15 protein-coding genes are annotated in these 17,708 nt (G+C 65.2%); 9 read left to right on the top strand and 6 right to left on the bottom strand.

From position 1 onward, the window contains the following. The 9 genes from C8K14_RS16890 to C8K14_RS16850 form a co-directional block, all read left to right on the top strand. On the top strand, positions 1-661 hold a 661-nt coding region (locus C8K14_RS16890; RefSeq protein WP_133726862.1), incomplete at its 5' end, for a TonB-dependent receptor domain-containing protein. Positions 662-678: 17 nt separating this feature from the next. Then, positions 679-2,481 carry an ABC transporter ATP-binding protein/permease gene (locus C8K14_RS16885; RefSeq protein ID WP_233251123.1) on the top strand — a complete coding sequence of 601 codons (1,803 nt, stop codon included), beginning with the start codon at positions 679-681 and terminating at the stop codon, positions 2,479-2,481. Further along, positions 2,478-3,827, top strand: a complete 1,350-nt coding sequence (locus C8K14_RS16880; protein WP_107717775.1) for a TldD/PmbA family protein — start codon at positions 2,478-2,480, stop codon at positions 3,825-3,827. Before C8K14_RS16885 ends, C8K14_RS16880 begins: the two co-directional genes overlap by 4 nt. Next, complete coding sequence (locus C8K14_RS16875) at positions 3,824-5,284, top strand: metallopeptidase TldD-related protein (protein WP_107717773.1); 1,461 nt, start codon at positions 3,824-3,826, stop codon at positions 5,282-5,284. The genes C8K14_RS16880 and C8K14_RS16875 overlap by 4 nt, the downstream gene beginning before the upstream one ends. 28 nt (positions 5,285-5,312) lie before the next feature. Beyond that, positions 5,313-5,636: a thioredoxin gene (trxA, locus tag C8K14_RS16870; RefSeq protein WP_022677741.1), complete on the top strand. Its 324-nt coding sequence runs from the start codon at positions 5,313-5,315 to the stop codon at positions 5,634-5,636. A 6-nt stretch (positions 5,637-5,642) separates the two neighbouring features. Then, entirely contained in the window at positions 5,643-6,524 is an 882-nt protein-coding gene (locus tag C8K14_RS16865) for a hypothetical protein (RefSeq protein WP_133726861.1), read from the top strand. Next, positions 6,521-7,534 (top strand): thioredoxin-disulfide reductase, encoded by a 1,014-nt coding sequence (gene trxB, locus C8K14_RS16860; protein ID WP_107717769.1) that lies wholly within the window; start codon positions 6,521-6,523, stop codon positions 7,532-7,534. The genes C8K14_RS16865 and trxB overlap by 4 nt, the downstream gene beginning before the upstream one ends. 11 nt (positions 7,535-7,545) lie before the next feature. Beyond that, positions 7,546-9,579, top strand: coding sequence for a M3 family metallopeptidase (locus C8K14_RS16855; RefSeq protein ID WP_107717767.1), 2,034 nt, complete (start codon positions 7,546-7,548; stop codon positions 9,577-9,579). 129 nt (positions 9,580-9,708) lie between these two features. Continuing rightward, positions 9,709-10,623 carry a sterol desaturase family protein gene (locus C8K14_RS16850; RefSeq protein WP_082209250.1) on the top strand — a complete coding sequence of 305 codons (915 nt, stop codon included), beginning with the start codon at positions 9,709-9,711 and terminating at the stop codon, positions 10,621-10,623. A 351-nt stretch (positions 10,624-10,974) separates the two neighbouring features. On the opposite strand, the gene C8K14_RS16845 is transcribed toward C8K14_RS16850, so the two are convergent. Genes C8K14_RS16845 through C8K14_RS16820 form a run of 6 tightly spaced genes read right to left on the bottom strand, consistent with a single transcriptional unit; the run spans position 10,975 to position 17,663 of the window. Then, entirely contained in the window at positions 10,975-11,982 is a 1,008-nt protein-coding gene (locus tag C8K14_RS16845) for an NADPH:quinone oxidoreductase family protein (protein WP_107717765.1), read from the bottom strand. Beyond that, positions 11,982-13,154 carry an acetyl-CoA C-acyltransferase gene (locus C8K14_RS16840; RefSeq protein ID WP_062786832.1) on the bottom strand — a complete coding sequence of 391 codons (1,173 nt, stop codon included), beginning with the start codon at positions 13,152-13,154 and terminating at the stop codon, positions 11,982-11,984. The genes C8K14_RS16845 and C8K14_RS16840 overlap by 1 nt, the downstream gene beginning before the upstream one ends. Before the next feature lie 17 nt (positions 13,155-13,171). Then, a complete protein-coding gene (locus C8K14_RS16835; RefSeq protein ID WP_107717763.1) occupies positions 13,172-13,624 on the bottom strand; it encodes a MaoC family dehydratase in 453 nt (150 codons plus the stop codon). Beyond that, positions 13,621-15,342, bottom strand: a complete 1,722-nt coding sequence (locus tag C8K14_RS16830) for an acyl-CoA dehydrogenase (protein WP_107717762.1) — start codon at positions 15,340-15,342, stop codon at positions 13,621-13,623. The genes C8K14_RS16835 and C8K14_RS16830 overlap by 4 nt, the downstream gene beginning before the upstream one ends. After that, positions 15,342-16,460, bottom strand: coding sequence for an acyl-CoA dehydrogenase family protein (locus C8K14_RS16825; RefSeq protein ID WP_107717760.1), 1,119 nt, complete (start codon positions 16,458-16,460; stop codon positions 15,342-15,344). Before C8K14_RS16825 ends, C8K14_RS16830 begins: the two co-directional genes overlap by 1 nt. A 3-nt stretch (positions 16,461-16,463) precedes the next feature. Then, the gene (locus C8K14_RS16820; RefSeq protein ID WP_022677731.1) at positions 16,464-17,663 is read right to left on the bottom strand and encodes an acyl-CoA dehydrogenase family protein; all 1,200 of its coding nucleotides are present in this window, start codon (positions 17,661-17,663) and stop codon (positions 16,464-16,466) included. Positions 17,664-17,708 lie beyond the last annotated feature (45 nt).

Raw genomic sequence — 17,708 nt, 5'->3', positions numbered from 1 at the left:
GCCCCGATCGGGGCCCCTGTGCTTTGAATCTGCCGCAACGTCAGTGGCCTACTTTTACTCCGCCACAGTGGCCGGTTTTTGCTCCGCCGTTGACAAAGCGGGCATCAAGCTCGATCTCTTCCACAAGCGTGCGACGATCAACGCATCGTATTTCGATATCCAGCAGGATAACATCATCATTCGCGATCCGGCTGACCCCACCAACCTGTTGCCCGGACCGGGCCAGCGCGGCCGCGGCGTAGACCTGAACATTGCCGGACAGCTGTTGCGGGGGTGGACGGTGCTGGCATCGCTTACCCGCACCAATTACAAGCTGTTGACGACCAACGCCCTGCAGACCGTCGTCGCGCAGCAACCGCGCGATACCTACAGCGTCTATTCGACCTATCGGACAAAGCTTTCGGACGACCTCAGCGGCGGTGTGGCGGCGGGCCTGTACGGACGATCAAGTTCCTTTGCCAATCTGCTGGGACAATATGTCGTGCCGGCATCGCGGCAGGTGGACGCCAACGTGTTCCTGAGCTTCAAGGGTTTCAACCTCAATCTGGGCGTCCGCAACGTCTTCGATCGGCGGAACTACGGCTCGGCCTCGGTCTATACCTACGTGCCGGTGGGCGAGCCGCGCACGGTGCGTCTCAGCATTTCCAAGCGCCTTTTCTGACTGGGTATAATCGAGCGATGATGCCACCGCCTGCCAACGTCGAGGAGGCCCGCCGCGAAGCGGGCCTCCAGTCCAACCAACCGGCACGGGAGCGCTGGGCCCACGCGTGGCGGTTGACCACGCGATACTTCGTGTCCGACGATTGGAAATGGGCGTGGCTTCTGGTGGCGTGCTATTGCGCGATCGAGGTGGGCACGACCTATGCGCTGTTGCTGGCCAACCAATGGCAGCGCCACTTCTATGATGCGATCGAGCAGCGCCAGGGTGGGCTGTTCCTGTCGCTGGTTCTTGCTTTCGCGACCATCATTGCAATTCAGATCGGCACGGCGACTGCCCACAACATCGTCGGCTGGACGCTGTCGATCCGGTGGCGGCAATGGCTGACGAACTGGTATCTGGGCCGCTGGTTCGCGCGCGATCGCTTTTACGAGATCGAGCGGCTGCGGATGATCGACAATCCCGACCAGCGCATCGCCGAGGATGTGAAGGAATTCACGTCCATGGGCCTGATCTATGGCACGTCCCCGCTCAGCATCCTGGTTTCGCTGGTGTTCAGCCTCGTGCGGGCGATCGCGTTTGCCGCCATATTGGTGCAGACGGCGAGACCGCTTGCCATTCCCTTGTTTGGCTACCGCATCCCGCTGCCCGGTGGCGACCTTGTCTGGTTCGCCATCGGCTATGTCCTGTTCGGCACGGTGCTTATCACCTGGATCGGCAAGCCGTTTGTCCGGCGGCGCATGCGAGAGCAGCATTACGATGCCGATTTCCGCAGCGAACTGCTCCACGTCCGGCGCAACAGCGAACAGATCGCCTTTTCAGGCGCCCAGGGCATAGAACTGCACGGCCTTCGCGAGACCTTCGCCAACATCAGGCGCAACTGGTATCGGCTGATGCTGGCCAATGCCGGGTTGCAGGCGGGGCAGAGCATCTATCAGCAGGTCATGGCGATCGTGCCGCTGTTCCTGACAGTGCCCAAGTATTTCGCTGGCGCCATTACGTTCGGACAGGTGCAGGCCGCCCGCGATGCCTTCACACAGTTTTCCAGCAACTTGTCTTATATCGTTCTCGGCTATCCGGGCATCGCGCGCCAGATCGCCAACTTCAACCGCTTGAAGGCCCTGGACGACGCGATCGATCACGAACGCCCGCGCGGCATCGGCTTTGCGCCGGGTGGCACGCCCGATGGCGTGGCCATCAGCGCAACCGGCTTGATGCTGCGCCGCCCGAATGGGGAGCCCCTGCTGTCGGTGGCGGACTGGACGATCCGCGACGGCGAGCGCTGGGTGATCGAAGGGCCTTCGGGTACGGGCAAGACCACGCTGCTGCGCGCCATGGCTGGCCTCTGGCCCGACGGGACGGGCCAGGTGGCGATGACCCGGCGTGGCACAGCGATGCTGGTGCCGCAGCGGCTCTACCTCCCGCTCGGCACGCTCAAGAACGCGATCTGCTTTCCCGATCGGTCGGAAGATCATGACGACGCGACCATCGCGGCATTGCTCGAACGCGTGCGGCTCGACGCCCATGTCGCGGACATGCACGCGCTGCGCATGTGGCAGGACGAACTGTCGCCAGGGGAGCAGCAGCGCGTGGCGCTTGCCCGCATTCTGCTGCAGCGGCCCAGCCTGCTGGTGCTGGACGAGGCGACGAGCGCGCTGGACGCCGACAATGCAGCGTATTTCTATCAAGCAGTCCTGGATGCGATGCCGCACGCGACCATCGTCAGCGTCGTCCATAACGAGCGGTTGGCGGCCTATCACACCCACCGCCTGACCCTGCATCATGGCCATGCCAGCTTTGCGCGGGTTGAGGGCGCGGTATGACCGCTTTGTTGACCCACGATGAGGCGGCCTTGCGCGATGCGGCGCAGTGGGCGGTCGAACAGGCGGCCAAGCGCGGCGCGCGGGCGCGCGCCTCGGTTCGGCATGAGGGCATCGCCAAGACGGCGGTGCGCGATGGCGAGATCGAGATGGCCGAGCGCAGCGGCAGCCAAAGCCTCGGCTTGACCGTGTTTCACAATGGCCGCCGGGGATCGGCCTCGACCGCGGGATTCGACCGGGCGGCGATCGACCGCGTGGTGGAAGAGGCGATGCTGATCGCCGCGCATGTCCAGCCCGATCCCGATGCCGATCTGCCGCCGGCCGATCGCCTGGCCTTTGCCGGCCCCGCACCGTTGCTCTATGGCGACAGCCCGCGCAGTGCCCAGGCGATGCTGGAAGCAGCGCGCGCGCTGGACCGGATTACCGCCGAAATCGCTGCGTCGGACAGCCGGTTGCGCGCCGGGGAGTCCGTGGCCTTGGCCACCGAGGGCCTGTGGGCCCTGGCGACCAGCGATGGGTTCTGTCGCACTGCATTGCGCTCCAACGATGCGCGCTGGACGGTGATGCTGGCGCAGGACGATGGTGGCAGCATTTCCGATTTCTGCCAGTCGCAGGAACGGCGGATTGAGGCCCTGATTGCGCCCGAAACGCTGGCGCGCGACGCGGCGGCGCGCGCGCGCCGGGCACTGGGTGCGCGGGCCGTGGGCAGCCGCCGTTGCGCGGTGTTGTTCGAACCGCGCACGGCCGCAACCCTGATCGACATCGTGGCTGGCGCGCTGAACGGGGCGTCGCAATATCGACGCATGAGCTTCCTGCCAGACCCGGTGGGGCGCTGCGTGGCCGCTGCGCATCTGGACCTGCGCGAAGATCCGTTCGAACCTTTGGGGCTGGCAAGCGGCGGCTTCGATAGCGAGGGGATCGCCGGCTCCTCGCGCGCGATCCTGCGATCGGGTGTTGCCGAGGGCTTGTTCCTGTCAAGCTTTTCCGGCCGCAAGCTGGGAATGGCATCGACGGGCAACGCCGATGGCTATTACAACCTTGCACTCACCAGCACGGCCGAAAGCGGCGATTGGGCCGCGATGCTGCGGATGCTGGGCAGCGGGCTGGTCGTCACCCACTTCCAGGGCGGAAAGACCGATCCTGCCAGCGGCAACTGGACGCAGGCAGTGCGGGGCTTCTGGGTCGAGGACGGCGAAATTGTCCATGCCGTCACCGACGTGACGCTTGCGGGCACTGTTCCTGCCATGCTGGCCGCCATTCGCAAGGTCGGGCGCGACGTGGCGCGGATCGGGGCGATCCGTACCGGCTCTATCCTGATCGACGACATGCAATTGGGGGGCAGGGCATGAACGGCGGCGACATTGCGCTCGACCGCGCGCGGGCGCGGTTGTTCGAACCGGCCGGGCTGGACGAGGCGGCGATCGGCCGCGCGCTGGGCGAGCTGGCTAGCGGCGGCGCCGATCTGGCCGATCTCTATTTCGAAGCAAGCAGCACGCGCAGCTGGCAGCTTGAAGGTGGCCGCGTGTCCCAGGGTATGTTTGCGATGCGGCAGGGGGTAGGCGCGCGAACGGTCCACCGGGGCGAGGTGCGCTTTGCCCATTCGGCCGATATCCGCCCGGGCGCGCTGCTCGATACGGCGCGTGCGGTAAGAACGCTGGCACCTGGCGGCGATGTCCAGCGCCATTCACCCGGTGTCGCACTCAGCCGCCGCACCGCCGGCCATGCGCTCTATCCCGCGCTCGATCCTGTCGCGGTTACGGAAGCCACTGCCTGGATCGCCATTCTGGAGCGGATCGACGAACGCGCTCGTGGCCAGGATCATCGCATCGTGCGGGTCGATGCCAATGTCCGTTTGACCGACACGACGGTGCTGGTTGCCGATGCCGATGGCCTGCTGGCGGGTGATGTTCGGCCGATGACCATCCTGTCGATGATCGTGATCGCGGAGCAGGGTGGCCGCCGCGCACGCGGGCAGGCGGGACTGGGACGGCGGGCGGGGCTCGATGGCTTCGATGCCGCCGCGATCGACACCATGGTCGCGACGGCGACGCGTATGGCGCTCAACAATCTCGAGGCGATCCCAGCGCCCGTTGGCGAAATGCCGATCGTGCTGGGGCCGGGCTATCCCGGCGTGCTGTTTCACGAGGCGGTGGGGCACGGTCTGGAGGGCGATCACCATCGCAAGCATCTCTCTGCCTTCGACGGCAAGATGGGCGAGCGGATCGCCGCGCCCGGTGTGACCGTGATCGATGACGGCGGCATCCCAGGGCGTCTGGGATCACTCGGCATCGACGACGAAGGCACCGCGCCCGATCGCACCGTGCTGGTGGACGACGGCGTGTTGACCGGGCTGATGCAGGACCGGCTCAATGCCGGGCTGATGAATGCCCGCTCGACCGGGAATGGCCGCCGCCAATCCTATGCGCACTTGCCGCTGCCGCGCATGACCAACACGTTTCTGGCGAACGGCCACGCGGACCCGACGGACATCATCGCCTCGATCGATCGTGGGATCTACGCCACCGAATTCGATGGTGGGCAGGTCGACATTGTCACCGGTCGGTTCAACTTCACCACGATCGAGGCCTGGCTGGTCGAAAAGGGCCGGTTGGTTGCGCCCTTGCGCGGCGCCACATTGATCGGCGTGGGTCATGAGGCGCTGCGCCACGTCTCGATGGTCGGCAATGACCTCGCGCTCGACAGCGGCATGGCGACCTGCGGCAAACAGGGCCAGTCGCTGCATGTCAGTGTCGGCCAACCTACGCTGCGCATCGACCGGATGATGGTCGGTGGGCAAGCCGGCTGACCTTATTTCCCCCCGAAAGGATCACTTCATGCGCAATGCCAACGAGCAGGATTTCGATGAGATCGTCATGAACAGCGACAAGCCCGTGCTGGTCGATTTCTGGGCGCCCTGGTGCGCGCCGTGCAAGGCGCTCGCTCCGACGCTCGACGAGATAGCCGAGGAATATGCCGAAGAGATGGAGATCGTGAAGGTCGATATCGAGGCCAATCCCGGCCTGGCCGAACGTTTCGAAGTGCGCGGCATTCCGCTGCTGATGATCGTGAAGGACGGGGCGGAAACCGCGCGGACGTTTGGCACCCTGTCGCGCAGCCGCCTCGACGCCTTTGTCGATGCGCATGTGGGGGCAGAGTAAGTGGCGGTGATTGCGTTTCACGGCGACCCCCTGGTCAAGGCGCAGGCGCTCGATCGCCTGCAGGGGCATGTCGCAGCGGGTAGCTTCGTCTATTTCCCGGCCTGGGAAAACGGAAACGCGAACGTTATCGGTGCGGTCGTCGAGGCCGATGATACGCCCGCCTATGCCGAGCGGCTGGGATACCCGCTTGCCTTGGCTGAGACCCTGCCGATGCTGGTCAACGGCTTTCGTCCGCAGCCCGAGGCGGTGCGTTTCGCGCTAGCCTGGCTAGAGCGGACACCGGTGGGCGCGGATCTTACGACGATCGTTTCGCAGCTGGTGCTCGACCTGCTCGCCAACGCGGACCTGGTGAAGCTGACTGAACGATATCCCGATGTCGAGCAGAGCCGGCAGGCGATCATGGCGCTGCACCGCCGCGTGATCGACGGTGACGAACCCGATCGCAAGACGTGGAAAGCCGCGCGCCTCGCCGCCGTGGCTGCGACGGACGCTGTCGATGAAGCGGCGCTGGAACGCCGGGCCGCACAGGTCGTGGAAGCTGCGGCTTGGCCGGGCACCATGCGGACCGTGCTGCGCGACACGCTGAACGGGCTGGGCACCGCCGAACTCCATCTGTCGCTGTCCGAGGCTGGCTGGACCGAGGAAAACGAGAGTCGCGTCTTCCATATTCGCCAGCAGGCAGAGACCGACGGATACAAGGCCGAACTCTCTGGGCTCGACCGCGTGCTGGCGATCCTGGATGCCGATCATCCGGCGCTGGCAGAGCAATTTCGCGTGCGGCTGGATCTCATGGAGGAATCGAGCGCGCGATATCGGGCCCTGGCCTGGAAGGCGATCGAACTGATGGAACAGGCGCCGATCGCCGCAACACGGCTTGCGGCGCAATGACGCTGGAACGCGAAATCGCGGGGGTCGCCGAGGCAGACATCCGCCACAGCAAGGTCCTGATCATCGGCTCTGGCCCGGCAGGGTATACCGCGGCCATTTATGCCGCGCGAGCGGCGCTGGCGCCCACGCTGGTCGAAGGGCCGCAGCCCGGTGGGCAATTGACCATTACCACCGATGTCGAGAACTGGCCCGGCGACGCCAGCGTGCTCGGTCCCGATCTGATGGCGCGAATGGGCGAACAGGTGCGCCAGGCGGGCGTCGACGTGGTCGGCGACGTCATCGTCAAGGTCGATCTGGGGCGGGCGCCGTTCCTGGCAATCGGTGATGGCGGCGTACACTATACCGCTGACACGATCGTCATCGCCACTGGTGCGTCAGCGCGCTGGTTGGGGCTGGGCAGCGAGACCGAATTTCGCGGGCGCGGCGTATCGGCCTGCGCGACGTGCGACGGATTCTTTTACCGGGGGCGGATTTGCGCGGTCGTCGGCGGCGGCAATACGGCGGTCGAGGAAGCACTGTACCTGACCAATTTCGCCGAGAAGGTCTATCTGATCCACCGCCGCGACACCTTGCGGGCCGATCGGACCAACCAGGCGCGCCTTCATGCCAATCCCAGGATCGAGATGGTGTGGAACGCTGAAGTGGCCGAGGTGCTGGGCAACAGCGCTGGTGTAACCGGCGTGGCCCTGCGCGACACGCGTGATGGCGCGGTATCGCAGCTGGCGGTGCATGGGCTGTTTGTCGCGATCGGCCACGATCCGGCCACTGCCCTCTTCCAGGGGCAACTGCACATGGACGAGGAGGGCTACATCCTCGTCACCCCCGGTTCCACCGCAACCAGCGTGCCCGGTGTGTTCGCGGCGGGTGATGTGCAGGACAAGCAGTTCCGCCAGGCCGTTACGTCTGCCGGCATGGGCTGCATGGCTGCACTGGAAGCCGAGCGCTACATGGCCGGGCACAACAGCCATGCGATCGCAGCCGACGGCGCCGACACCGGCCTGACAGTCTGAAAGGGACATCGATGACACCGAACCCGCTGCTCGACACGCTGGCACTGCCGCGTTTTGAGGATATCCGACCTGAGCACATCGTACCCGCGCTTGACCGGGCGATTGCCGAACACCGCGCAGTGGTTGCCAGGATCGTCGAGACCCGGCCGACCCGCTTTGCCGAGGCATGGATGCCATTGGAACGCGTCGACACGGCGATTGCGGGCATCTGGTCTGCCGTGTCGCATCTTCACGGCGTTGCCGACACGCCCGATCTACGCGCGGCCTACGCTGCCGGCGAAGTGCTGCTGGTCGAAAACCACCTTCGGGTCATGCAGAACGAGGCGCTCTATGCTGTGCTGGTCGCGCTGACCCGGACCAGCGAGTTTGCCGGGCTTGCCGATGCGGATCACGCCGCCGTGCTGCACAGGGTTCGCGACTTCACACTCGCCGGCGTGGCCCTCCCGCCTCAGGATCGCGCCCGCTTTGCCGCGCTCTCGGTGGAACTGTCGCAGCTCTCGACCGCGTTCGGCAATGCCGTGCTCGATGCCACCGACGCCTGGTTTGAACATATCACGGACGAAGCGCTGCTCGCCGGGCTTGCAGATACGGACAAGGCGATGTTCGCCGAGGCGGCGCGGGCCAAGGGCCTTTCGGGGTGGGTCGTCACGCTGCAGATGCCGAGTGTCAGCGCCGTCCTGACTTTCGCGGCAAACCGCGACCTGCGCGAGCGGGTCTATGCCGCCGCCGGCACGCGCGCCTCTGATCAGGGGCCCCATGCCGGGCAGTTCGACAATTCGCAGCGGATCGCCGATATCCTCGTGCGGCGCCACGAGGCTGCCCGGCTGCTCGGCTTTGCCGACCCGGTCGAATGGTCGCTTGCCACCAAGATGGCGCCGGGCGCGGGCGAGGTCATTGCTTTCCTGCGTGATCTTGCTGACCGTGCGAAACCTGCCGCAACGGCAGAGATCGCCGCGCTGGCCGGCTATGCGGCGGCATATCTGGGCATCGCCGACCTGCAACCGTGGGACATCGCTTATGTCGGCGAGCGGATGCGCGAGGCGCAGTATGCGATCGACGAGCAGCAGGTGCGCGCCCATTTCCCGGTGGAGCGCGTCGTCGCGGGCTGGCAGCGGCTGCTCGGCCGCTTGTTCGGCATTCGCCTGACTGCGCGGCCCGACATTGCCGTCTATCATCCCGATGCATGCTATTACGACGTGGCCGACGAACAAGGGATGGTCTTCGCGGGCGTCTATGTCGATCTGCATGCCCGCCCGGGCAAGCGCGGTGGCGCCTGGATGGCGCAGGCGCGGCCCCGGCTGAACGACGGCAATGTCCGGCGCGTGCCGGTTGCCTACCTCGTCTGCAACTTCGCGCCGAAGACGCACGATGCGCCTTCGCTGCTCAGCCACAAGGAGGTTGTCACTTTCCTGCACGAGACCGGGCATTGCCTGCATCACCTGTTCACGCGCGTTGACCGCCCCAACATTGCCGGCACCAACGGGTTCGAGTGGGATGCAATCGAACTGCCCAGCCAGTTGATGGAGGATTTTGCGTGGGATCGCGCCACGTTGCGCGACATGTCGGGCCACCATGAAACCGGTGCGTCGTTGCCCGATGCGGTGTTCGACACGCTCGTTGCCGCGCGTCATTTCCTGTCGGGCATGTTCATTGTGCGCCAGGTCGAATTGGCGCTGTTCGACCTGTTCCTGCATCTCGGAACGCTGGGAAGCGACCCGATCGAGGTGATCGCGGCGGTGCGCGACGAGGTGGCCGTGGTGCATCCACCGGCCTGGCACCGCTTCCCGCATGCCTTCACCCATATTTTCGCGGGCGCCTATGCATCTGGCTATTACAGCTATCTCTGGGCAGAAGTGCTGGCTGCCGATGGGTTCCAACGCTTTGCCGAGGCCGGCACGATCGATCGCGCCACGGCGGAAAAGCTGCGCGACGACATCCTCGCACGGGGTGCCAGTCGTTCGGCAGCGGAAAGCTTTCGCGCGTTCCGGGGGCGCGATGCGCAGCCGCATGCGATGCTGGCGCGGCACGGACTGGTCCGTCTGTGATTGCCGATGCGGGCGGCGTCCTTGTGGGCGTCGCCACGCATTGGCCTTCGCCACGCGCGCTCCAACTTCCCTCCACATTTCCTCCATTGAAGCTCGGTACGGCGGGCCGGCTCAACGCGAGGAAATCCCATGGCGACAAGAGAAGGCCCGATAAAGTCGACACGCACGCCGATCTGGATCGGATTGGGCGGCGCCGGCGCAGCCTTGCTGGCCACCGTCATCAATCCCCTGCTCGGCTCGGAAGCCAACGAGCAGGTGCAGATCTTTTTTAGTGAAACCGCGAAGTACATCGCCTTTGCGACTACCTTCTTCGTGGTGTTCTGGGTGCTGCTCGACAAGCCCCTGAAGAAACGCAAGCTGTCGCGCAAGCCTTGGCCCAAGCCCAGCCAGGTGTTTCGCGAGGCGCTGTTCAGCACCTGCACGCAGGTGATTTTCATTGCTGTCGATATCTGGACGGCGTTTCTCGTCCCGGCATCGGAAAAAAACAGCTATAGCGACATCGCCACCCACGGGTGGGCCTATTACGCGATGATCCTGTTCTTTGTGTTCGTGATCCACGATGCGTATTTCTATTGGATGCATCGCATCATGCATCACCCGAAGCTGTATGATCGGGTGCACAAGGTTCACCACGAGAGCACCGACCCGACGCCTTACTCGGCGTTCCACTTCCACCCGCTGGAGGCGCTGGGCGAAGCAGGCGCGGCGGTGGCCATGCTCCCCCTGTTTCTCCTCTTGCCGTGGCACGTTTCGATCCCGGTGGTCTGGGGGCTGGGCCAGCTGGCGTTGAACGTGATCGGCCACCTTGGTTATGAAGTCTATCCGTCCTGGTGGCTCAAGGTTCCGGTGCTGAAGTGGAAGAACACCGCGATGCATCACTACATGCATCACCAGATGGTCCGCGGAAACTATGGATTGTATTTCCGCTGGTGGGACAAAATCTGCGGGACCGAGTTCAAGAACCTCGAAACCAAGTATGACGCCCTGTTCAAGGACGCCAAGGTGGCCGAAGTTCCAGCCGGCCAGCCGGCGGGCCAGGCCTGATCGATGCTGCTCGCTGCTGCTTGCCCGACGGAAGGCAGCAGCAGCGAGAGGTCTCACTGGCGGGTTGTAAACCAAGCGCAACCCCGGCGCGGCGCCCAGCCCGCGTGGACAAATCCAGCGCTTCAGGAACCACCGAAACTGGTGGCTGGCTGCCGCATGCGCGATGACGGCAGCCAAGGTGCAAGTTATCAAGCTGGACCCCGGATCAAGTCCGGGGTGACGAAGAATTTGAGAGAACATATGTACTTATCGTCACCCCGGACTTGATCCGGGGTCCAGCTGTTCTGTTTGTGCAAAACGCCAGCATGACCGCAACTGAGCGTTTCCGGGCATCGCATTCGTCCACAGACCTTAGGCGTCGTGCGACAGTCTCACGACGACCTTGCCGATGGCCGAACGGTTGGCCAGCCGCGCGATCGCGGCGCCGCCTTCGGCGAGGGGGAAGACGCGGTCGATCCGTGGCTTGATCTGTCCGTTCTGCCACCAGTGCAGCAACTCGCGCACATGGGCGCGATGGCGTTCCGGTTCGCGGGAAACGAAGCCGCCCCAGAAAACGCCGCGCACGTCGCAGGCTTTCAACAGCGTCAGGTTGAGCGGCAGGTGCGGTATCCCCGCCGGGAAGCCGGTGACGAGGTAGCGACCTTCCCAGGCAATGCTGCGGAGCGCCGGCTCGGCATAGTCGCCACCCACGGGATCGTAGATCACATGCGCGCCGTGTGGGCCCACGGCTGCCTTGAACGTTTCGGCCAGTGCCTTGGACGCGGCCTTGTCCAAGGGGCCTGATGGATAGATCACCGTGCTGTCGGCCCCGGCCTGGCGCGCGGCGGCGGCCTTTTCCGCGCTGGAAACGGCGGCGACGACCGTGGCGCCAAGCGCCTTGCCGATCTCGATCGCAGACAGGCCGATGCCGCCCGCCGCGCCCAGGACCAGCAGCGTTTCACCAGCCTTGAGTTGCCCGCGATCCTTCAGCGCGTGGATCGTGGTGCCATAGGTGAACACGAGCGCGGCGCCTTCGACCGGATCGGCGCCGTCGGGCAGGCGGATGGCCGAGGCGGCGGGAACGATGACCTGTTCGGCCAGCCCGCCGCCAAGCGTGATCGCGATCAACCGATCGCCGATCGCCCAATCCTCCACGCCCTCGCCGAGCGCATCGACGACACCGCAAACCTCCGAGCCCGGTGCGAAGGGGCGGGTTGGCTTGAACTGGTACTTGTCCTCGATGATAAGCACATCGGGATAGTTGATGGCGCAGGCGATGACGCGGATCCGCAGTTCCGATCGGCCGGGCTGCGGTGTTGGCAGCTCGGCCAGTTCCAGCGTTTCAGGGCCGCCGGGCGCGCGCGAGATGAGCGCCTTCATCACAGCACCTCGAACAGGCCGGCCGCGCCCATGCCGCCGCCCACGCACATCGTCACGACAACGTGCCGCGCACCGCGCCGCTTGCCCTCGATCAACGCGTGACCGACCATGCGTGCGCCCGACATGCCATAGGGATGCCCGATCGAGATGGCGCCGCCATTGACGTTGAGCCGGTCATCGGGAATGCCCAGCGTGTCGCGGCAATACAGCACCTGCACGGCAAAGGCTTCGTTAAGCTCCCACAGCCCGATGTCGTCCATGCCAAGGCCGAACCGTTCGAGCAGCTTGGGCACTGCAAAGACCGGGCCGATCCCCATTTCATCGGGCTCGGTGCCGGCCATTGCCATGCCGACATAGCGGCCGAGCGGCGTGAGCCCGCGATCGGCAGCCAGCCTGGCTTCCATGACAACGCAGGCCGAAGCGCCATCGGACAGTTGCGATGCATTGCCCGCGGTGATGACGCCGCCTTCAACCACCGGCTTGAGCGCGGCGAGCCCATCTGCCGTGGTCTCCGGGCGATTGCCCTCGTCCTTGGTCAGCGTGACGTCGCGGTGCGAAATTTCGCCGGTGGCCTTGTCGGCGACGGCCATCGTCGCGGTTACGGGTACGATTTCCTGGTCGAAGGCCCCGGCGGCCTGGGCTCTGGCCGTCTGTTGCTGCGAGCGCAACGCATAGGCATCCTGCGCGGCGCGCGAGATGCCATAGCGCTTGGCGACAATCTCGGCGGTCTGAAGCATCGGCATGTAGATGTCTGGTACCATCGCGAGCAGCGCGCGATCGGGCTCCACCCGCATTTGCGGCGTCTGCACCAGCGAAATGGATTCAACGCCGCCGGCAACGACCACGTCCATGCGATCGACGATGACCTGCTTGGCAGCCGTGGCGATCGCCATGAGCCCGGAGGAGCATTGCCGGTCGATGGTGAGGCCCGAGACCGTTACCGGCAGGCCAGCGCGCAAGGCGGCGGTGCGCCCGATCGTGTGCTGCACGCCCTGCGGCAAGGCAGAGCCGATGATGCAATCGTCAATTTCGGCCGGGTCCACGCCGGCCCGCTCGACGGCGCTGCGGATCGCATGCGCGGCGAGCGTGGGGGAGGGGGTGGCGTTGAACGCGCCGCGATAGGCGCGGCCGATCGGCGTACGGGCGGTGGAAACGATGACGGCTTCGCGCACGAAAATCTCCTGATTTTTCAAATCGTGAATTGGGTGAGCCACATGGCGGCAAGAGCAGGCTTGGCGTGCCCCTCGATCTCTATCGAGACATCGAGTGTCTGCTGAAAGCGGCCGGGCGCCTTCTCGGTGATATCGACAAGTGTCGACGCCAGGCGAATCCGGCTGCCAGAGCGAACCGGCGAGATGAACCGCACGCGGTCCAGCCCATAATTCACGCCCATCTTGACAGGCGGCATCGCGGGGCGGGTGATCGAGCCATCGAGCCAGGCGAGCAATGACAGGGTGAGGAAGCCGTGCGCGATCGTGCCGCCGAACGGCGTTTGCGCCGCGCGCGCCGGATCGACGTGGATGAACTGGTGGTCGTGCGTCGCGTCGGCGAAGAGATCGATCATCTTCTGATCGACGATGACCCAGTCCGAATGGCGGGTTATGCCGATCTCTGCCTGGATGGCAGCGGTAAAATCGGTCATGCGAATGCCTCTTCCGGCAGGTTGCGCACCAGATCGCTGTGCGTGTCGACCACGCGGAGCCACGCCAGCGCCTGTGGCAGTTCGGTTTCGGCCATGAAACGGCACGCAGCGAGGATGCCGGGGCGCAGCGGACTATCGACGGCGGCCTTCCCGGCCTGGTCCAACCACAACCACATCACGACACCGTGGCCGAAGGCGCGCAGAAACAGCGTCGCATCGTCAAAGGTGTCAGCGCCGCTGCGCTTCTGCAGCCCGGCAATGGTCTGTGCCAGTCGGTCCCAGAAGGCAGTCAGGGCAGTGGCGCAACCGGCCAGGGCGCTATCCGCGCATGCCGCCGTGGCGGTGATCCTGTCGCGCAGCATGGCAAGGCCGCGCCCGTCGGAAAACAGGATCTTGCGTCCCAGCAGGTCTATCGCCTGGATGCCCGTGGTGCCTTCGTGGATCGGGTTGAGGCGGTTGTCGCGGTAGAGCTGCTCGACATCGAAATCGCGCGTGTAGCCGTATCCGCCCAGAACCTGGATGGCGAGGTCGTTGGCGGCGAGACCGAACTCGGACGACCACGTCTTGGCCACCGGGGTGAGCAGCGCGAGCAGCGCCTCTGCATCCTCGCTCGCCTGATCGACAAGGTGCGCGCAATAGAGGCAGAGCGCGATCGCACCCTCGGCATAGACCTTTTGCCGCAGGATCATGCCGCGAACGTCGGGATGGTCGATAATCGGCAGCGGATCGCCGCCCTTGGTGCCGACAGCGCGGCCTTGCAGCCGTTCGCGCGCATAGCGCAGCGATTGGCGATACCCGCGATAGGCCAGCGCGGCCGCGCCCATGCCAACCCCGATCCGGGCCTCGTTCATCATCATGAACATCTGGGCAAGCCCCTGGCCCGGCGCGCCGACGCGCCATCCGATCGCGCCCTCGCGCTCGCCGAAATTGAGCAGGCAGTTGGACGTGCCGCGAAAGCCCATCTTGTGGTTGAGCCCGGCCACGACGACATCGTTGGGCGATCCATCCGCAAGCCATTTGGGCACGATGAACAACGAGATGCCCTTCGATCCGGCAGGAAGCGCGCCATTTTCGTCGGTGATCTTGGCGAGGACGAGGTGGACGATATTCTCGCTCACATCCTGGTCGCCGCCCGAAATCCACATCTTGTTGCCGGTGATCCGATACCGGACGCCGTGCTCGTCCTCGCCATCGGGGGTGGCGCGGGTGCGGATATCGCCCAGGCTCGACCCGGCTTGCGGCTCTGATAAGCACATCGTGCCAAACCAGCGCCCTGCGATCTGCGGCCGCGCGAACCGCGTGATTTGCGCGGGCGTGCCAAACGCGGTGATGAGACGGGCATTGGCCGTCGTCAGCATCGGATAGGCAGAGGTCGACACATTGGCTGCGGCAAAGACCGCATACAGCGCCAGCGACGTCGTCGTGGGAAGACCGAGCCCGCCAAGCTCTTCGGGGAAGCTGATGCCGAACAGGCCGAGTTCGGCATAGCGGGCCAGGGCCTGCTTGATCGCGGGCAGAATATGTACGCCATCGGTATCGAGCGTTGGTTCCTGTAGGTCGGCCTGGCGATAGTGCGGCATGAATTCGTCTGCCGCGAGCTTGTGCGCCATTTCCAGCATGGCGAGGAACGTGCCATGGTCATCCCCGCCCAGTGCGTCCAGCCAGTCGCCCAGCTGGAAAGCAAGCAGTGCGGCCGAGGGCAATGCGTCGCTGCTCATCAGGCGTGCCCCAACGCGATGAAGCGGCCAAGATGATGGTCTTCGTCGCCGAGCTGGTGGCCAATCATCGTCAGCCGCTTGGCGTAGTGCGAGAGTGGCAGCTCCCACGTCATGCCGATGCCACCATGCATCTGGATGGCTTCCTCGGCCACCAGCGTGCCGACGCGGCCGATCGTGTACTTGGCGGCGGAGACGGCACGCTCGCGGGTGCGCCGATCCTGGCCCAGCGCATCGGCGGCGCTGATCGCGGCAGAGCGCGCCAGCTCGATCTCCAGCGCCACGGTGGCCATGCGATGTTGCAGCGCCTGGAACTTGCCGATCGGCACGCCGAACTGCCTGCGCGTGCGCAGGTAATCGAGCGTAGCGGTCTTGAGCACGTCCATCACCGCGACGGCCTCCCAGGCAAGCCCGACGATGCCGGCGGCGATCGCCTGCTCGATGAGGGGGAAGCCATCCTCGGCCACCAGCGTGGCAGGCGTGTTATCAAGGACCAGCTCGCCGCCGCGCCCACCATCAACCATGGGATAGCCGCGCACCTGGGCCGCCGCCTTGTCGAGAAGGAACAGGCCGATGCCGGCTTCATCGCCCGGTGCGCCGGCGATCCGCGCCGAGACGAGTATGCGATCGGCCGCCTCGATCTGCGGGACAACCGCCTTGCGCCCATGGAGCGCCCAGCCCTCGCTGTTGGGCAAGGCATGGGTCTCGACGTCGTGGAGATCGTACCGGCTCTGCGGCTCTTCATGCGCAAAGGCGAGCAGGGTGGTCCCGGCGATCACCTCGGCCAGCACCTCGGCCGGCAGCGCGTCCTGCCCGCCCGCGGCCTTGGCCAGTGCCTGGCCGGCGATCAGCGTGCCAAGGAACGGCTCGACCACGAGTGCCTTGCCCAATCCTTCGAACACGGCCGCAATGTCAAAGCCGGTGCCGCCAAAGCCGCCCGCTTCCTCGCCGAACAGGGCGCCCACGACACCCAGTTCCGCCAGTTCCGCCCAATGCGTGCGTGACCAGCCTTCCGGCGACGCGCTGATCTTGTTGCGGATGTCGAAGGGGTAACGCTGCTGGAGGTAGCGGCCGAGCATGTCGGCCAGCATCTGCCGATCTTCGCTGTGGTGGAAATACATGGCTCAGAGCTCCAACAGGGCTTTGGTGATGATCTCGCGCTGCACTTCGTTGGAGCCGCCGAAGATCGAGAGCTTGCGGTTGTTGAAATAGTCCACCGCTACTGGCGCGGCATAGTCCGGCCCGATCGGCGCGCCGTTGAAGCCCTCGTCCAGCGCCTCGCTGACAAAGGGCTGGGCGTATGGCCCCAGCGCGCGCCGGGTGAGGCTGGTGATCTCCTGGCGGATCTCGGTGCCGCAGATCTTGAGCATCGCGCTCATTTCCAGCGGCGCCGACCCGCCGCTTCCCGAAGCGGCCAGCACGCGCAGGTTGGTGAGCTTGAGGTTCTCGAGGTTGATTTCCAGCCGGGCGAGACGCGCGGCGAACAACGGGTCTTCCGCGAGCGGCCGGCCCCCCTTGCGCTGGCTCTGCGCGATTTCCTTGAGGTGGTTGAACGCCGCCATCGAGCCGCCAACCCCGGCTAGGCCCGCGCGCTCGTAAGTCAGCAGGTATTTGGCATAGGTCCAGCCCTTGTTCTCCTCGCCCACCAGGTTTTCCGCCGGCACGCGCACATCGGTGAAGAACACCTCGTTCACCTCGTGCTCGCCGTCGAGTAGGATGATCGGGCGAACTTCGACGCCAGGCGTTTTCATGTCGATCAGCAGGAACGAGATGCCCTCCTGCTTCTTGCCCTCGGTCGAGGTGCGCACCAGGCAGAAAATCATGTCGGCATACTGGCCAAGCGTGGTCCAGGTCTTCTGGCCGTTGACGACGTAGTGGTCGCCATCGCGCACCGCGCTGGTTTTCAGGCTGGCAAGGTCAGAGCCGGCACCAGGTTCGGAATAGCCCTGGCACCACCAGTCGGTACCGTCGAGGATACGCGGCAGCCAATGATCCTTTTGCGCCTGCGAACCATATTTGATCAGCACCGGGCCAAGCATCGAAACGCCAAACGGGACGATGCGCGGTGCGTGGGCCAGCGCGCTTTCGATGTCGAAGATCGCCGCTTGCGCCACCGACCAGCCGGGGCCGCCATATTCCTTGGGCCAGTGGTTGGCATACCAGCCGCGTTCGTTGAGGATGGCGTGCCATTCGACCATGTCCTGCTTGGTGAGCCGCTTGCTGGTGCGCACCTTTTCGGCGATGCGCGTGGGCAGCCGGTCCTTCAGGAAAGCCCTGACTTCCTCACGGAAAGCCATTTCCTCGGGCGAGAAGTGGAGATCCATCAGATCAACCTTTCAAACAGGCCGCCATGCGGCTGGCGGGGGGCA

Source organism: Novosphingobium sp. GV079 (genome assembly GCF_003058045.1).
In the GTDB taxonomy this organism is placed as follows: Bacteria; Pseudomonadota; Alphaproteobacteria; order Sphingomonadales; family Sphingomonadaceae; genus Novosphingobium; species Novosphingobium capsulatum.
This window is presented reverse-complemented; position numbering and strand designations above follow the sequence as displayed.